At 70.4% G+C, this 16860-nt stretch carries 16 protein-coding genes and 1 tRNA gene; 11 read left to right on the top strand and 6 right to left on the bottom strand.

The features are described from left to right. Positions 1–19 precede the first annotated feature (19 nt). From ABZS42_RS25040 to ABZS42_RS25030, 3 genes are all read left to right on the top strand, one after another. Positions 20–901, top strand: a complete 882-nt coding sequence (locus ABZS42_RS25040; protein WP_355149161.1) for a helix-turn-helix transcriptional regulator — start codon at positions 20–22, stop codon at positions 899–901. Further along, positions 871–1092, top strand: coding sequence for a DUF397 domain-containing protein (locus ABZS42_RS25035; RefSeq protein ID WP_355149159.1), 222 nt, complete (start codon positions 871–873; stop codon positions 1090–1092). The genes ABZS42_RS25040 and ABZS42_RS25035 overlap by 31 nt, the downstream gene beginning before the upstream one ends. A gap of 237 nt (positions 1093–1329) precedes the next feature. After that, positions 1330–1731, top strand: a complete 402-nt coding sequence (locus ABZS42_RS25030; RefSeq protein WP_355149157.1) for a hypothetical protein — start codon at positions 1330–1332, stop codon at positions 1729–1731. On the opposite strand, the gene ABZS42_RS25025 is transcribed toward ABZS42_RS25030, so the two are convergent. Further along, on the bottom strand, positions 1699–2298 hold the full coding sequence (locus ABZS42_RS25025; protein WP_355149155.1) for a hypothetical protein: 600 nt from the start codon (positions 2296–2298) through the stop codon (positions 1699–1701). The two genes, ABZS42_RS25030 and ABZS42_RS25025, sit on opposite strands and share 33 nt — an antisense overlap. A 212-nt stretch (positions 2299–2510) precedes the next feature. Here ABZS42_RS25025 and ABZS42_RS25020 point away from each other — a divergent pair, with 212 nt between their 5' ends. Beyond that, positions 2511–4385 carry a S8 family serine peptidase gene (locus ABZS42_RS25020; RefSeq protein WP_355149154.1) on the top strand — a complete coding sequence of 625 codons (1875 nt, stop codon included), beginning with the start codon at positions 2511–2513 and terminating at the stop codon, positions 4383–4385. 67 nt (positions 4386–4452) lie between these two features. Here ABZS42_RS25020 and ABZS42_RS25015 read toward each other — a convergent pair whose 3' ends face one another. The 3 genes from ABZS42_RS25015 to ABZS42_RS25005 all read right to left on the bottom strand — a co-directional run bounded on the left by ABZS42_RS25015 (position 4453) and on the right by ABZS42_RS25005 (position 6522). Continuing rightward, on the bottom strand, positions 4453–5259 hold the full coding sequence (locus ABZS42_RS25015) for a WecB/TagA/CpsF family glycosyltransferase (protein ID WP_355149152.1): 807 nt from the start codon (positions 5257–5259) through the stop codon (positions 4453–4455). Further along, positions 5256–6371: an NAD-dependent epimerase/dehydratase family protein gene (locus tag ABZS42_RS25010; RefSeq protein WP_355149150.1), complete on the bottom strand. Its 1116-nt coding sequence runs from the start codon at positions 6369–6371 to the stop codon at positions 5256–5258. The genes ABZS42_RS25015 and ABZS42_RS25010 overlap by 4 nt, the downstream gene beginning before the upstream one ends. A gap of 65 nt (positions 6372–6436) precedes the next feature. Then, positions 6437–6522, bottom strand: a tRNA-Leu gene (locus ABZS42_RS25005). 207 nt (positions 6523–6729) lie between these two features. Between ABZS42_RS25005 and ABZS42_RS25000 the strand changes: the two genes are divergently transcribed. Genes ABZS42_RS25000 through pknB form a run of 7 tightly spaced genes read left to right on the top strand, consistent with a single transcriptional unit; the run spans position 6730 to position 15815 of the window. Further along, positions 6730–7518 (top strand): DUF3662 and FHA domain-containing protein, encoded by a 789-nt coding sequence (locus tag ABZS42_RS25000; RefSeq protein WP_355149148.1) that lies wholly within the window; start codon positions 6730–6732, stop codon positions 7516–7518. 6 nt (positions 7519–7524) lie between these two features. After that, a complete protein-coding gene (locus ABZS42_RS24995) occupies positions 7525–8010 on the top strand; it encodes an FHA domain-containing protein (protein WP_120683594.1) in 486 nt (161 codons plus the stop codon). Then, positions 8007–9536 carry a protein phosphatase 2C domain-containing protein gene (locus ABZS42_RS24990; protein WP_355149146.1) on the top strand — a complete coding sequence of 510 codons (1530 nt, stop codon included), beginning with the start codon at positions 8007–8009 and terminating at the stop codon, positions 9534–9536. Before ABZS42_RS24995 ends, ABZS42_RS24990 begins: the two co-directional genes overlap by 4 nt. Positions 9537–9564: 28 nt before the next feature. Then, on the top strand, positions 9565–11055 hold the full coding sequence (locus tag ABZS42_RS24985) for an FtsW/RodA/SpoVE family cell cycle protein (RefSeq protein ID WP_355149144.1): 1491 nt from the start codon (positions 9565–9567) through the stop codon (positions 11053–11055). Continuing rightward, positions 11052–12560, top strand: coding sequence for a penicillin-binding transpeptidase domain-containing protein (locus tag ABZS42_RS24980; protein WP_355149142.1), 1509 nt, complete (start codon positions 11052–11054; stop codon positions 12558–12560). The genes ABZS42_RS24985 and ABZS42_RS24980 overlap by 4 nt, the downstream gene beginning before the upstream one ends. A 1-nt stretch (position 12561) precedes the next feature. Continuing rightward, positions 12562–13998, top strand: a complete 1437-nt coding sequence (locus ABZS42_RS24975; protein WP_355149140.1) for a protein kinase — start codon at positions 12562–12564, stop codon at positions 13996–13998. Further along, positions 13995–15815 carry a Stk1 family PASTA domain-containing Ser/Thr kinase gene (gene pknB, locus ABZS42_RS24970; RefSeq protein ID WP_355149139.1) on the top strand — a complete coding sequence of 607 codons (1821 nt, stop codon included), beginning with the start codon at positions 13995–13997 and terminating at the stop codon, positions 15813–15815. The genes ABZS42_RS24975 and pknB overlap by 4 nt, the downstream gene beginning before the upstream one ends. Positions 15816–15919: 104 nt before the next feature. Here pknB and ABZS42_RS24965 read toward each other — a convergent pair whose 3' ends face one another. Both ABZS42_RS24965 and ABZS42_RS24960 read right to left on the bottom strand, forming a co-directional pair. Then, positions 15920–16570 (bottom strand): aminodeoxychorismate/anthranilate synthase component II, encoded by a 651-nt coding sequence (locus ABZS42_RS24965; RefSeq protein WP_355149137.1) that lies wholly within the window; start codon positions 16568–16570, stop codon positions 15920–15922. A 4-nt stretch (positions 16571–16574) separates the two neighbouring features. Next, complete coding sequence (locus tag ABZS42_RS24960) at positions 16575–16856, bottom strand: hypothetical protein (protein ID WP_355149135.1); 282 nt, start codon at positions 16854–16856, stop codon at positions 16575–16577. Between the last annotated feature and the right edge of the window lie 4 nt (positions 16857–16860).

Genomic DNA, 16860 nt, shown 5'->3' with positions numbered 1-16860 from the left:
GACAGGGCGGGGTGGGCCGGTGAGCGAGCGGCGCAGCCCGACCATCCGGCGGCGGCGGCTCGGTGCCGAGTTGCGCCGGCAGCGCGAGGCGGCCGGCATCACCATCGAGGTCGTGGCCGAGCAACTGGAGTGCTCGGCATCCAAGATCTCCCGGATCGAGACCGGCCACACGACGGCCACCCCGCGCGATGTGCGCGACATGCTCCGGATCTACGGAGTGGTCGGGGTGGAGAGCGACGAGCTGGTCCAGATCGCCCGGGAGGCCCGGCAGAAGGGCTGGTGGCACCCGTACAGCACGGTTCTGGTCGGGGCGTACGTCGGCCTCGAGGCGGCGGCCAGCTCGATCCGCGCGTACGAGCAGCAGGTGGTGCCGGGTCTGCTCGAGACGGAGGAGTACGCCGGCGCGATGATCCGTGCCGCCCGGCCGGACTTCAGCCCGGAGCAGGTCGCACAACGTGTCCGTGTCCGCCTCGGTCGACAGTCGTTGCTGACACAGGATGATCCGGTCGATCTGTGGGTGGTGCTCGATGAGACGGTGGTGAGCCGTCCGGTGGGCGGGGACGACGTGATGCGGAACCAGCTGAAACGGCTGGTCGAGGTCGCCGAGCTGCCGAACGTGACGCTGCAGATCCTGCCCTTCGAGGTGGGGGCGCACGCCGGCATGGACGGGACCTTCACCATCCTGAGCTTCCCCGAGCCCGGTGATCCGGATGTCGTGTACGCGGAGAACGCCACGGGTGGGCTCTTCCTCGAGAAGAGCGACGAACTGCAGAAGTACAGCTTCATCTTCGATCACATACGAGCGGCGGCCATTCGTCCGGAGGAGTCCATCGCACACATCGCGAAACTGGTAGAGGAGCCGTTGTGGAAATGGCGACCAAGGGGTTCTCTGTGGACCTGACGCAGGCAACGTGGTTCAAGAGCTCGAAGAGCGGGCCGAACTGTGACAACTGCGTGGAGGTGGCGTACGTGCCTGGGGCGGTCGGCGTCCGGGACTCGAAGGACAAGGCGGGGCCGGCCCTGCTCTTCGCTCCGGCTGACTGGCACGCCTTCGTCGCCAGCACCAGGAACGGCGGGTTCGGTTCGGACTGAGCCGTCGGGCAGAGCTGACGGGGCGGGTCCTCATCCGGATGGCCGGACGCGGACCCGCCCGTCGGCGTTTCGGGGCCGCCGACCGCGCGCTGCGATACCAGGTTTCGGGCCGCCGTGGGTGAGGATCCGCCGGAAATCCCGTCGCCACATGCGCCCCGCCTCGTTGAACCCGTCGGTACGGCGCCGGTCGACGACCGGCCACGGGGGATCGGGAACCGAGCGAGGCAGGCGAGACGCATGACGACGATCGGGTCAGAGAACCTCACCAACGGGCCGGGAAAGCCGGAACGGTTCGGTGGCAAGTACCGCGGCGCGCGCCGGGACACCGTCCTGACCGAGGTGGGCTCGACCGACTCCGAGCTATCGGGGCGGGAGACGTCCGTGTCCGAGACGTCGGCCTCTCCGATCACGCTGCCGTCGCTGGACCCGAACCCGCTCACCGAGCCGTCCTTCCCGCCGTCCGGCTGGTCGACCGAGCCCGGTGACTCGCTGGTCGACCACCCGCTGCTGCGCGGACTGCTGATGGAGCTGCCGCCGAAGGGCAGCGTGCCGCCGCCCGGCTGGCTCGACCGCTGGTTCGAGGCGACCCGCGCGATCCTGGAGCTGCTATACGTGCAGGGGACGACTCGCTCGCGTTGACGCCGTCTCCGGCGCTCGGGCCCGTTCGGCGAGCCGGTTGTGCCGTAGCGCGTGCCGAACACCGACGGCGAGGATCCCGAGTGCCCCGGCGGTGATCGCCGGCCCGGTGACGCCCGGCGCGGTGAACCGGTCACCGCCGCTCGCCACGATCATTCCGGCCACCGTCAGCAAGGCGGTGACCTGCAATGGCAGCCCGATCAGCGGATGTGCGGCCGCGGCCCGCAGCCCGTACGGCGCGGGCGTGCCCGGCGCCGTGGCGAAAGCGCCTGCTCCGGCCCACAGCCGACGTACCCGGCGTACGGTGCAGACGGCGACGATCAGCGCCGGGACGGCGGTCATGTCGAGCGCGGCGGCGGCCCGGTCGGCCGGGGTGTTCCCGGCGCCGAGGAGCCCGGCCACCAGTACGGTCGCAGTCAGCGCGAGCCCGCTCAGGACCAGACCGAGCAGCCATCCGCTGTGCCGGCGGACCGCGCGGGCGTTTGCCAGCCGGGGTAGCCCGTCCGCGACGAGGCCGGCGGCCAGCCACACTGCGGCGACCGGTGGCAGGACGGCGAGATGACTCTCCATGTTGCCAGGATTGCCCGTCCGGACGGCTCGCGAATCCGGGTGGCTCCCCCCTTCCCCCCGGACGCGCTCCCGTAGGGGTCATCCTCGCGCGTTATGAAAGATTCGACATGTTCAATTGGACGCCCCCATCGATCTACTCTCAGCTAGATCGGCGGTCGTCGATCTGAGCGGGCACCGTCTCGGACGACCGCCGGTCCGAGGGAGGTAGAGAGATGGGTCTTGCCCACAGGTCCGTACTCGTCGGCGTGGCCACACTGAGCCTGCTGGCCGCCGCCACACCCGCACCGGCCGCCGAACCGACCGGAACGATCAGAGCGGCGGGTGGGGACACCGCCGTGGCCGACAGCTACATCGTCGTCTTCAAGGACACCGCGGTCGGCCGGGCCGCCGTCGGTGACAACGCCGACCGCCTGGTCGGGCGGCACGGCGGGTCGGTCGCCCGCACGTACGACGCCGCGCTGCGCGGATTCGAGGCCCGGGTGGACGCGAAGGCTGCCGCACGGATCGCGGCCGACCCGGCGGTGGCGTACGTCGAGCAGAACCACACCGTCTCGATCGCCGGCACCCAGCCCAATCCGCCGTCCTGGGGGCTGGACCGGATCGACCAGCGGAACCTGCCCCTGAACAGCTCGTACACCTACCCGAACACGGCGTCCAACGTGCGCGCCTACATCATCGACACCGGTATCCGGTTCACGCACAACGACTTCGGCGGCCGGGCCGTCTCCGGCTACGACGCGATCGACGGCGGCACCGCCGACGACTGCAACGGTCATGGCACGCACGTCGCGGGCACCGTCGGTGGCTCCGCCTACGGTGTCGCCAAGGGCGTCCAGCTCGTCGGCGTTCGGGTGCTCAACTGCCAGGGCAGCGGCACCAACGCGCAGGTCGTGGCCGGCATCGACTGGGTGACCGCGAACGCGGTCAAGCCGGCGGTGGCGAACATGAGCCTCGGCGGCTCGGCCAACAGCGCGATCGACACCGCGGTCACCAACTCGATCAACTCCGGCATCACGTACGCGGTCGCCGCCGGCAACGGTGACATCTTCGGCAACCGGCAGAACGCCTGCAACTACTCACCTGCCCGGGTCGGCCCGGCGATCACCGTCGGCGCGACCCAGAACAACGATTCCGCCGCCAGCTTCTCCAACTACGGCACCTGCGTCGACATCCTGGCGCCGGGCGTGAACATCACCTCCGCCTGGTACACCAGCAACACCGCGACGAACACGATCAGCGGCACCTCGATGGCCTCGCCGCACGTCGCCGGCGTCGCGGCGCTCGTGCTCTCCGCCGGCCCCGGGCTGACCCCGCAGCAGGTACGGGACAGCCTGGTCGACAACTCCACCCCGAACGTGCTGACCAACCTGGGCACCGGCACCCCGAACCGGCTGCTCTACGTGGTGAACGGGTCCACCCCGCCGCCCACCAACGACTTCTCGGTCTCGGTGTCGCCGACCTCCGGCTCCACCGCGCCGGGCGGTTCGGTGACGGCGACCGTGGGTACGGCCACCACGAACGGCTCCGCCCAGTCGGTCAGCCTCTCCGCCAGCGGCCTGCCGAGCGGCGCGACCGCCTCGTTCAGCCCGTCGACGGTGACCTCGGGCGGCTCCGCCACCCTCACCATCGCCACAGCGGCGAGCACGCCGGCCGGCAGCTACCCGGTCACGATCAACGGTACCGGCGCTTCGGCGACCCGGACGGCCACCTACACGTTGACCGTGACGGGCACGAGCGGCGGCTGCTCGGGGACCAACGGAACCAACGTCGCCATCCCGGACGCCGGTGCCACCGCGTCCAGCTCGATCGTGATCTCCGGTTGCGGCCGCAACGCCTCGGCCAGCTCGCAGGTCCCGGTCAACATCGTGCATACCTACCGCGGTGACCTCGTGATCGACCTGGTCGCCCCGGGCGGCTCGGCGTACCGGCTGAAGAACAGCAGCTTCTTCGACGGCGCCGACAACGTGAACACCACCTACACCGTCAACCTGTCCAGCGAGGCGGCGAACGGCACCTGGCAGCTGCGGGTGCGGGACGTCTACTCGGGCGACACCGGCTACATCAACTCCTGGTCGCTGGCCCTCTGAGCAGCGGACGCAAAGGGCCCCTCCCCAGTCGGTGAGGGGCCCTCCTGCGTGTTCCGGGCGAGCGCGGTCAGACCGCGAAGCTCGCGGGGCGTTCGCTGGTCGGCGCCGGCGGAGCCGCCTGCCAGAGCCCGAGCTTCTGGGCGAACAGGCGACCCAGGAACGCGGGGTTGAGGATCACGTACCGGCGCCAGAGTCGCTTCGGCTCCAGGCCCAGGCGCCAGAACCACTCCAGTCCGGCCCGCTGCATCCACGACGGAGGCTTGCGCAGCAGCCCGGCGTGGTAGTCGAAGGCCGCGCCGACGGCCATGAGCGGCATGTCGAGCAGCGGCCGCATGGCGTACGTGAAGACTTCCTGCCGAGGGCAGCCGAGCCCGACCAGGACGAGCCGAGCTCCGCTGGCCCGGATCCGATCGGCGATGTCGACGTCCTCGCCCGGCTGCACGGGCCGGAACTTGGACGGCTCCACCCCGGCGATCTTGAGCGCCGGGAACATCCGCTCCAGGGCCGGGATCAACCGGGACAGCGTCTCCTCGGTCGAGCCGTACAGGTAGACCGGAAGACCCTCGTCGGCGAACCGGGAGAGCACGTGCAGGGTCAGCGTCGGGCCGTAGACCCGGTCGGTGAGGCCGGCGTGGTGCAGCAGGTTGAGTGCCCAGCGCACCGGCTGCCCGTCCGGCGTGACCACGTCGAAGGAGTTGAGCCGGGCGTTGTGCGCCGGGTCGAGCACGCCGGTCATCACGCCGTGCACGGCCAGCGCGGTCAGCGCCAGCGGCCGGCGCTCCTGAGCGGCCGCTACAACCTGCTCGGTCGCCTCGGCGTAGTCCGTGGCGTCGACCAGGACGCCGAGCACGTTGCGCTTCCGCTGCACGGTCATGCCGAAGGCACCCACTTGTCCACGTTGGCCTCGTAGATCTCTCGCATGATCATGGGTACGTCGTAGACCTGCTTCCACTCGGGATAGTCGGCCTGGAACGCCTCGTTCGAGCCGATCCACCACTTGTGGTCGCCGACCCGGTTGGCCTCGACGTACTCCGCGACCATCTCCTTGCCCGTGATTCGCCCGGCCTCGGCGAACGCCTCCTGCATGGAGGTGTTGGAGTGCCGCCCGCCGCCCAGGTTGTAGACGGCGGCCGAGCGGGGGTTGCGAAAGAACGCCTCGAACGCGGCGACCACGTCCGAGCTGTGGATGGCGTCGCGCACCTGCTTGCCCTGGTAGCCGTAGATCCGGTACGTCCGGCGCTCCATGTTGGCCCGCATCACGTAGCCCAGGAAACCGTGCAACTCGGTGGCCGAGTGGGCCGGGCCGGTCAACGTGCCGCCGCGGAAGCACGCCGTACGCATGCCGAAGTAGCGGCCGTACTCCTGCACCATCACGTCCGCGGCGACCTTCGAGGCGCCGAAGATCGAGTGCAGGCTGGAGTCGATGGACATGTCCTCCCGGATGCCCTGCTCGTACGGGTGCCCGGGCTCGATCTCCCAGCGGGTCGCGAGCTCCACGAAGGGAAGACTGTTGGGCCGGTCACCGTAGACCTTGTTGGTCGAGCAGTGGATGACCGGCGCCTCGATGCAGTGCTCGCGCACGTTCTGCAGGACGTTCAGCGTGCCGCCGGCGTTGACGTCGAAGTCGGTGAAGGGGTCGCGGACCGCCCAGTCGTGCGAGGGCTGGGCGGCGGTGTGGATCACCACTGCGATGTCTGAGCCGTACCGCTGGAAGAGCTTCGCCAGCGCGTCCCGGTCGCGGATGTCGATGGTGTTGTGGGTGTACGCCGAACCCATCTCCCGGGTCAACCGCTCCACGTTCCACGCGGTCGACGCCTCCGAGCCGAAGAACTGCTGCCGCATGTCGTTGTCGATACCGACCACGTCGAGACCGAGACCGGCGAAGTGCCGGACCGCCTCGGAGCCGATCAGACCGCCCGACCCGGTCACCAACGCGACACTCACACGCCACTCCTGGTCCATCGGAGGCAGAGACCATCGGAGCATAGCGTGACGCTCGACATGCCCCGATACGTCGCGAGGGCCCCGCGACCCGCGGAGCCCTCGTGTGGTGGTGGGGAAGGGGGGAGTTGAACCCCCACGCCCTTTCGGGCACACGGACCTGAACCGTGCGCGTCTGCCATTCCGCCACTTCCCCGTGGCACGACCAGATCACTGTAACCCGGCCCGACCTCGCCGCCAGCGGCGGGGCCCGGCACATATTACGCTGTCCCGGTCATCGCCACGACCGGTTACCGTTCGTGGCGGACGAAAGAGTAGCACGGTAGAAGTGGCCCGTCCGAACGGGCCAGGACAAGGCGGCCGAACGGCGTGTGAGCTGCGCGCGCGCCGGCCGGATACCATCATGTCCTCGGGACCCGAGGAGGAGCCGGTGAGCGTGCTGCAACGCTTCGAGAAGCGTCTGGAAGGCCTGGTCGAAGGGGCCTTCGCCAAGGTCTTCAAAGGGGTGGTCCACCCCGTGGAGATCCTCAACGCCATGCAGCGGGAGGCCGAGGCGCACAAGGCGATCCTGGCCGGTGGGCGCACGTTGGTGCCCAACCGCTACGTGATCGATCTCTCGCCGTACGACCACAGTCGGCTGGCGCCGTACGCGGCTGCGCTGGCTCAGGAGCTGGCCCAGTCGCAGGCGGAGTTCATCGGCGAGCAGGCCTGGACCGTGTACGGCGACGTGATCGTCGAGATCGAGCGCGGCGAGGGGCTGGACACCGGTATGTTCCGGGTCACCGCCGAGGTCTACACCGGTGGCGATGTAGCCCCGGCCCCGGGCCCCGGCTACGACGCCGGCCCGCCCGCCTATCCCGCCTACGACCAGGGCGGCGGCTACGGTCCCCCGCCGGGGCACGGCGGTGGGCACAACGTACGTCTGGTCTCCGGTGACGGGCGCACCTACCCGCTGCAGATGGGCTCGACGGTCATCGGCCGTGGCGACCAGGCCAACCTGCGGCTGCCGGACGTCGGTATCTCCCGGCGGCACGCCCGCCTGGACTTCGACGGCGGTCAGGTGGTGCTGACCGACCTCGGCTCGACCAACGGCACGATGGTCAACGGTCAGCGGGTCTCGGCCGTCGCCCTCAACCCGGGGGACATGGTCCAGCTCGGCACCACCACACTGACCTTCCGCGTGGACGGCTGATCCGCGTTGCCGGAGCTCGTCATCACCGTCGCCCGGTTCGGGTTCCTGATCCTGCTGTGGATCTTCGTGTTCACGGTGGTCGGCGTCATCCGCCGAGATCTCTTCGCGGGTGCCCGCTCGGGCCGGCTGGTCGCCGCGCCCCGGACGCTGGGCGCCGTGGCCGGGCAGGCGGCGAAGCCGGCCAAGGTGAAGCGAGGAAGGGCAGCCCACCAGCTGGTGGTGACCGCCGGTCAACTGGCCGGCACTCGAATCACGCTCGGTGAGGCGCAGATCACCATTGGTCGTGCGGAGGACTCCACCCTCGTGATCACCGACGACTATGCCTCGGCGCGACACGCCCGACTCGTGCCGCGTGACGGGCAGTGGTTCGTCGAGGACCTCGGTTCGACTAACGGCACCTATCTGGATCGCGCTAAGGTCACCGGACCGACCCCCGTCCCCCTCGGCGTGCCGATCCGGATCGGCCGCACTTCCCTCGAATTACGGCCATGACTCTGACCCTGCGCTACGCGGCCCACAGCGACCGCGGTCTGATCCGAGACGGTAATCAAGATTCCGTCTACGCCGGGCCGCGGCTACTCGCCGTCGCCGACGGCATGGGCGGCATGGCCGCCGGTGACGTCGCCAGCAACATCGTCATCGGTGCCATGGCGCCCCTCGACGAGGACGTCCCTGGAGACGCCCTCGTGGACGCGCTGCGATCTGCCGTCGGCACCGCCAACCAACAGCTCCGCGACACCGTGGACGCCAACCCTCAACTGGAGGGGATGGGTACCACGCTGACCGCGACTCTCTTCTCCGGCAGCAAGCTCGGCATGGTGCACATCGGCGACTCTCGTGCGTACATGTTGCGCAACGGCGAGTTCGCGCAGATCACCAAGGACGACACCTACGTCCAGATGCTCGTCGACGAAGGTCGCATCAGCGCCGAGGAGGCGAGCAGCCACCCACAGCGGTCCCTGCTCACCCGCGCGCTCGACGGCCGGGACATCGACCCGGAGTACTCGGTCCGCCAGGTGCTTCCCGGTGACCGCTACCTGATCTGCAGCGACGGGCTCTCCGGTGTGGTCAGCGCGGACACCATCGCGGAGACCATGCGGGAGTACACCGACCCGCAGCAGTGCGTCGAGCGGCTCGTCCAGCTCGCGCTCCGCGGCGGCGGCCCGGACAACATCACGGTGATCATCGCCGACGCCACCGACCAGGACATCGTCGAGGCGACACCGATCGTGGGTGGCGCCGCCTCCCGGGACCGGGGCATGGCGACCTCCGCGGACACCTCCACTCCGGCCGCTCGGGCCTCGGCGCTCTCCGCGCCGCGCACGCCGGCTCCCGAGGAGCCGCCCGACGAAGAGGAGCCGGAGCGGCGCCGGCACCGGCCGGTACGCGCCGCCGCGACGGGGCTCGCGCTGCTGGTGATCCTCGGTGGTGGTCTCTTCGGCGGCTGGAGCTACACCCAGCAGCAGTACTACGTCGGTGCGACCGACGAGGGCCAGGTCGCGGTGTTCCGCGGGGTCCAGGGCCAGATCGCGGGCCTGGATCTCTCCACCGTGCACTCGACCAGCCCCGCCCAACTCGACGATCTGACCCTGGCCGCGCAGGAGCAGGTCAAGCAGGGCATTCCCGCCAAGAGCGAGCCGGACGCCGAGCGCCGGCTGGCCGAGCTGACCAGCGACAGCCCGACCAACCCGAACCTGAAGCCGATCTGCCCGCCGAACTCGCCCACGCCGACCGCCTCGCCGAACACGGCGACCTCGCCGAACACGGCGACCTCGCCGAACACGGCGACCTCGTCGACTCCGGTGCCGACCGACGTGGCGACCACACCGACGCCGAGCGGCAGCGCCGCCGTCGGCATGCCGACGGCCAGCAGCCGCACCCGGACCGTCTCGAACAGCCCCGACCCCAGCCCCAGCGGCAGCGTGGCCGGCACCGAGCCGACCAGCACGCCCGACGCCCCACCCTCCGACTCGGTTCCGCCGGCGCTCGACCCGGCCGCCTGCCGGTCGCCTGAGTGAGCGTCGGCCCGACCCCGAGGACCCTTCCGTGACCGCAGCGGCCACACCGGCAGCCTCGCCCGCCACAACGGGCGAGCAGCCCGGCGTACGCCTGGCCCGGTCTCGGCGCAACGCCGAACTCTCCCTGCTGCTGCTGGCCATGGTGCTCGTGGCGGCGTACGGGGCGACCGTCGAGGCGACCATGCTCGACACGGTCACCCCGGACTTCTGGATTCCGGCTGCCGCACTCGGCGCCGTTTTCCTCGGTCTCCACCTGGTCATCCGGTTCCTCGCCCCGTTCGCCGACCCGGCCCTGCTGCCGGCGGTTGCCCTGCTCAACGGCCTGGGCGTGGGCTTCCTGCGCCGGCTCGACCTGGGTGAGGCCGCGCCCGACGCACGCGAGGGCCTGGCCGTCTTCGCGGGCACCGGCGGCCGTCAGCTCGCCTGGACGCTCGTCTCGGTGATACTCGCGGCCGGGCTGCTCGTCCTGATGCGCGACCACCGGTCGGTCTCCCGCTACGCGTACACGCTGGGGCTGGCCGGCATCGTGCTGGTGATGATCCCAGCGGTGCTGCCCCGCCGGTTCTCCGAGATCAACGGCGCCAAGCTGTGGATCAAGTTCGGCGATACCTTCTCCATCCAGCCCGGCGAGTTCGCCAAGCTGGCGCTGCTGGTCTTCTTCGCCTACTACCTGGTACGCAAGCGCGAGGTGCTGTCGCTGGCGAGCCGCCGCTTCCTCGGCATCGACTTCCCGCGGGGACGCGACCTCGGCCCGGTGGTCGTGGTCTGGCTGATCAGCCTCCTGGTCCTGGTCTTCGAGAAGGACCTCGGCACCTCGCTGCTGTACTTCGGCATGTTCGTGGTGACGTTGTACATCGCCACCGAGCGCGTCAGTTGGCTGCTCATCGGTCTGGTGCTCTTCTTCGGCGGCGCCTACCTCGCGTACGTCCTCGGTGACCTCGTCGGCGGGCCGTTCGCCAACTTCTACCTGCGGGCCCAGATCTGGCTGGATCCGTTCGCCGACCCGCACAACGACGGCTACCAGTTGGTGCAGGGGCTGCTCGCGCTCGGCACCGGTGGACTGTTCGGCGCCGGACCTGGCGGTGGCCAGCCGGGCCTGCTGCCCGAGGTGCAGAACGACTTCATCTTCGCCGGGCTGGGTGAGGAGATCGGGCTCTTCGGCCTCTCCGCGCTGCTCGTCATCTACCTGCTGATCGTCGAGCGGGGGTTGCGTGCCGCGCTGGCGGTGCGCGACTCGTTCGGCAAGCTGGTCGCGGGCGGCCTGGCGTTCACCCTCGGGCTCCAGGTCTTCGTGATCGTCGGCGGGATCAGCAAACTCATCCCGCTGACCGGCCAGACCACCCCGTTCCTCTCCGCCGGTGGCTCCTCGTTGATGGCGAACTGGCTGCTCATCGCGGTGCTGCTGCGGATCTCCGACGGGGCCCGTCGGCCGGTGACCGGTGGGGGCGCGCCCGCACGACCTTCGGGCGGCCGGCCGGAGCAACTGCACGGTGCTCCCACGGAGGTGATCAGGCCGTGAACGCACCCCTGCGCCGCGCCGGTGTCGTCGTCATGATTCTTTTCGGGCTGCTCTTCGCGAACCTGAACTGGATTCAGTCCTACAAGGCGGACGAATACCGCAACAGCGACTACAACGGCCGGGTCCAGGTCGCCGAGTACGAGCGCAAGCGCGGCAACATCGAAGCCAGCGGCACGGCGCTGGCCACCAGCAAGGACACCGGCGGCAAGCTGAAGTTCCTGCGCACCTATCCGGCCGGGGCGGAGTACGCCCACGTGCTCGGCTACAAGCCCGTCAACCTGGCCGAGACCGGCATCGAGCGGGTGGAGGACGAGTTCCTGGCCGGCACCAGCGACCAGCTGATCGGCGACCGGATCAAGGACCTCTTCACCGGTGACCAGACCGGTGGCGGCAACGTCCTGCTCACCCTCTCGAAGAAGGCCCAGGACGCGGCGTACAACCAGCTGCGGAACAACACGCTGGGCGTGAAGCGGGGGGCCGCGATCGCCATCGACCCCCGTACCGGGGCGGTGCAGGCACTGGTCTCCATGCCCAGCTTCGACCCGAACCCGCTGGCCAGCCACGACAGCAAGAAGGCCGCCGCCGCGTACAACGAGCTGGAACAGGACCCGAACGGCCCGCTGAAGAACCGGGCGCTCGGGGAGGTCCTGCCCCCCGGCTCCACCTTCAAGATCGTGGTTGCCGCGGCGGCGCTGGAGAACGGCGTCGGCAAGGAGACGAAGATCCCGGCCGGCTCCAGCTACACCGCGCCGACGTCGGGCACCCCCATCCGCAACGCGGAGCCGGGCATCTGCCCAGATCCGCAGGTCACTCTGATCGAAGCGGTGACCGAGTCGTGCAACACGGGTTTCGCTCAGCTCGGGGTGCGGCTCGGTGCCGATGCGATCAAGGAGAAGGCTCGGCAGTTCGGCTTCGAGCAGGAGGACCTGACCGTCGGCCAGCTCGGTGAGAGCGGGCTCCCGGTGGCGGCCAGCCGGACCGGGGACATGCAGAACCCGGATGGCAGCACCGACCCGGCCGCGTTGGCCCAGTCCTCCATCGGCCAGAACAACGTGCGGATGACCCCCCTGCAGGGTGCGCTGATCGCCGCCGCCGTCGCCAACAACGACGGCAAGCAGATGCGTCCGTACCTGGTGCGGCAGATGCTCGGCCCGGACCGGACCACCAGCTACTACACCGCCGAACCGCGGGAGCTGCGGCAGCCGATCAGCGGCCAGGTTGCGAACGACCTGCGGGACATGATGGTCAGCGTCGTTGAGCACGGCACCGGCCGCAAGGCGCAGATCAACGGCTACACGGTCGGCGGCAAGACCGGCACCGCCCAGTCCGCGCCGAACCGGCCCGACCACGGCTGGTTCATCGGCTTCGTGCTGGACAAGAACGGCACCCCGATCTCCGCCGTCTGTGTCGAGCTGGAGCAGGCCGGGCCGGGCGGTAGCGGCGAGGCCGCGCGGATCGCCGGCAAGATCATGCAGGCCGTCATCTCAGACCCCGGGAGTCGCTGACATGCTCAGCCCCGGGGTCCAGCTCGGCAACCGCTACCGCCTCGACGAGCGGATCGCCAGCGGTGGCATGGGTGACGTCTGGCGCTGTACCGACCAGGTGCTGGGCCGGACAGTTGCCGTCAAGAGCCTGCTCCCCGCACTGCTCGACGAGCCGGGCTTCGCCGAACGGTTCCGCGGCGAGGCCCGGACCATGGCCACCATCAACCACCCCGGCGTGGTGGACGTCTACGACTTCGGCAACGACCAGCAGATCGCCTTCCTGGTGATGGAGTACGTCGAGGGTGATCCACTCTCGGCGACGCTGAGCCGGGTCGGGCGACTCACCCCGGCCCGAACGATGGCCCTGGTCGCCCAGGCTGCCGACGCGTTGCACGCCGCCCACGAGAAGGGCATCGTGCACCGCGACGTGAAGCCGGGCAACCTCCTCGTCCGGCCGAACGGCACGCTGGTGCTGACCGACTTCGGCATCGCCCGCTCCGACCTGGTGGGGCAGCTCACCGCGGCCGGCTCGGTGCTCGGCACGGCCTCGTACATCTCGCCCGAGCAGGCCATGGGTCAGGTCGCTTCGCCCGCCTCCGACGTCTACGCGCTCGGCGTGGTCGCGTACCAGTGCCTCGCCGGCCGCCGCCCGTTCGAAGGGGACAACCCCCTCGAGATCGCCATGAAGCACGTCCAGGAGCCGCCCCGGCCACTTCCCGCCGACATCCCTCCGCAGGTGCGGTCGGTGGTCGAGCGGGCAATGGCCAAGGACCCCGGGGCCCGCTGGCCGACCGCCGCGGCGCTGGCCGGGGTGGCCCGCCAACTGAAGGCGGCGTTGTCCCAGCAGGCCCGGGCCGGCGCCCAGTCCCGGCCGATCTCGGGCGTCCCGGCCTCACCGGCCGCCCCGCCCGGGCGTGCCCAGGTGCCGCCCCCGCAGCAGTCGCGCCCCATGGCAGCGCCACACCGGCCGCCGGCCCTCGCGTCGCCGGTGCCGCCGCCCGGCGCCGCTCCGCGTCCCGGTGTAGCCGCGCCGGCCCAGCCGTCGCGTCCCACCGCGGTCGCTTCGGCCCTGGGACAGCCCCGGCCGCCGATGGCCGCGGCCAGCTACCCGCGCGGCGCCGCCTCGGTGCCGCAGGCTCCGGCCCGGCCGACGCCGCCCCCGGCCTACGTGGGGCAGGCCGGTCCGACGTCGCCCCCGCCCGTCCCGGGACGCTCCCGGCCGGGAATGGTGCTCGTGGCCGTCCTGGTGGCCGTACTGGTCCTGGTCTGCTCCGGCGTGATTTCCTACAACTTGCGTAAGAGGGGCCAATCGGCACCGATCACACCGCAGACAGTGGCCTCCGGCGCGCTACGGTTCGACGGACGCGAAGATCTGACCCGGGCGTCGTACCGTCAGTTCGATCGACTCCGACTGGCGAGCGGCGAGACGACGACGAGCGAAGGACGACAGACGCGATGACAGCCCAGGCCCGCCTGCTCGGTGGCAGGTACCAGGTCGGCGAGCTGCTCGGCTACGGTGGTATGGCCGAGGTGCACCGCGGTCGCGACCTCCGGCTCGGTCGGGACGTCGCGATCAAGATGCTCCGGACGGATCTCGCCCGGGACGCCACTTTCCAGATGCGGTTCCGCCGGGAGGCGCAGAACGCGGCGTCACTCAACCATCCGGCGATCGTGGCCGTCTACGACACCGGCGAGGAGACCGCCCCCACCGGTGAGACGCTGCCGTTCATCGTCATGGAGTTCGTCAACGGTCGAACCCTCAAAGAGGTGCTGGCCGTCGAGGGGCGGCTCCAGCCACGGCGGGCGCTGGAGATCTGTGCCGACGTGTGCGCGGCGCTGGAGTTCAGCCACCGGCACGGCATCATCCACCGGGACATCAAGCCCGGCAACGTGATGCTCACCCAGACCGGCCAGGTCAAGGTCATGGACTTCGGCATCGCTCGGGCCCTGGCCAGCGGTGCGACCACCATGACCCAGACCAGCGCGGTGATCGGCACGGCGCAGTACCTCTCTCCGGAGCAGGCCCGGGGTGAGGCGGTCGACGCCCGCTCGGACGTCTACGCGGCCGGTTGCGTGCTCTTCGAGCTGCTCTGCGGACACCCGCCGTTCGTCGGGGACAGCCCGGTGAGCGTCGCCTACCAGCATGTCCGGGAGGCGCCGCCCACGCCGAGCGACATCAACCCGGACGTCAACCCGGCGGTTGACGCGATCGTGCTGAAGGCGCTGTCGAAGAACCCGCTGAACCGTTACCAGAGCGCTGCCGAGATGCGGGCCGATCTGCTGCGGGCCGCCGCCGGGCGGCCGGTGCTGGCCACCCCGGTGATGCGCGAGCAGGAGACCATGCCGATGGCCCCGGCCGCGGCCGCAGGGGGCTACCCGGCCGGTGGCGGTGCGGCCCCGCCGACGCGGCAGATCCCGGCCCGGGTCGGCGACCCACGCCGCCGCCGGGCGTCGTCCTGGCTGATCGCGCTCTTCTCGGCGGTGGGTGTGCTCGCGGTGATCGCGCTGGTCGCCGCCCTGCTCATGAACGGCAAGGGGGAAGACCTGCGCAGGGTGCCGACGCTGACGGGCCTGACCCAGGCGCAGGCGTTCCAGGAGATCCAGAACGCCGGATTCGCCCCGCAGGCGGGCGAGCAGGTGAACAACTCCACCTGCGAGAAGGGCAAGGTGGTCTCGCAGAGTCCGGCGCCGGACACCCAGCTCGAGCCCACCCGCACGGTGACCATTCAGGTCTGCGGGGGACCGGCCATGCAGACGATCCCGGACGTGGTCGATTCCAGTTTCGAGAGCGCCAAGCGGCAGCTCGAGGGCCTGGGCTTCGTGGTCGACTCGAAAGAGAAGGACAGCCCGCGCGAGAAGAACACCGTCCTCGAAATGGATCCCAAGCCCGGCAAGGAGGCGGCCGAGGGCACCAAGATCACCCTCACCGTCTCCAAGGGCAACGTGGGCCAGGTGCCCCGGGTGATCGGCGCCACCGAGGACGATGCACGGGAGGAACTCGAGGACGCCGGTTACCGCGTGCGGGTCCGCGAGGGGAGCGAGGTGCCCGCGGACCAGGCCGGTCGCGTGGAGGAGCAGGACCCGGGCCCAAACAAGAACCTGCCGCGCGGCCGGGAGGTGACCATCGTTGTGACCATCCCGGTGCCGGACGCGCCGCCGACTGACTCGGGTTCGCCCACGCCGACGGCGACCCCGACCACGCCGGGAACGGGCAACGGTGGCGGCAGTGGTTTCCCGATGCTTCCGCCGCCGGGCACGTTCCTCCGCAACGACTGACCGTACGACCGGCCGGGCTGATAACCCGGCCGGTGAGCCTCGGGGTCTGTCGACCGGCCTCGGTCGACGACGGGTAGTTCCCGCGTGGCGGGTCGAGCTGTGGGTCAGACGGCGTTGAAGGCGGCCAAGCGGCGGGCGTCGACCTCGGCGGCCAGCGCCGGTGCCCGCTCCAGCGCCTCGGGGTGACCGCAGCCGGCCAGCCAGTTGGCGAGCATCAGGTGACCGCCCTCGGTGAGGACGGACTCCGGGTGGAACTGCACGCCCTCGATCGGAAGGCTGCGGTGACGCATCGCCATCACCACGCCGGAGCCGGTCCACCCGGTGACCTCGAGCTCGTCCGGCAGGGTCTCGGGTAGTACCGCGAGCGAGTGGTAGCGGGTGGCGGTGAACGGGTCCGGCAGGTTGGCGAGTACGCCGACCGAGTGGTGCCGTACCTCAGACGTCTTGCCGTGCAGCAGCTCGGGCGCCCGGGCGACCGTCGCACCGAAGGCCTCCCCGATCGCCTGGTGACCGAGACAGACGCCGAAGATGGGCAACTCGCCCGCGTACCGCCGGATGACCTCCAGGCAGATGCCGGCGCGGTCCGGGCTGCCCGGCCCGGGCGAGAGCAGGATGCCGGCCGCGCCCACCTTCCCTACCTCGGCGACGTCGATCTCGTCGTTGCGGCGCACCTCGCACTCCACCCCGAGTTGGCCGATGTACTGCACCAGGTTGAACACGAACGAGTCGTAGTTGTCGATCACAAGGACGCGCATCGTCTCACCGGCTCGAAGTGGTGGGTGGGGTGTTGTTCTGCCCGGTGTCGTACGGCAGGTCATGCTCGTCGCCGGGCGGAGCGTCGCCGGGTATCACGTCACCGGCCGGGCCACCGGGAACCTCGGAATCCTGGGTGACCTGCACGTCGTCGAAGGGGAGCAACGGTTCGGCCCACGGAAAGACCACGTACCACAACAGCGCCACCGTCGCGGCGGCCAGCAGTACGGACCCGGTGAGTTTGCCGACCACGCCGAACGGGAGCTTGCGCCAGATCCACGCGTACATCGCC

The organism is Micromonospora sp. NPDC005367, from assembly GCF_040606825.1.
Lineage (GTDB): Bacteria > Actinomycetota > Actinomycetes > Mycobacteriales > Micromonosporaceae > Micromonospora.
This window is presented reverse-complemented; position numbering and strand designations above follow the sequence as displayed.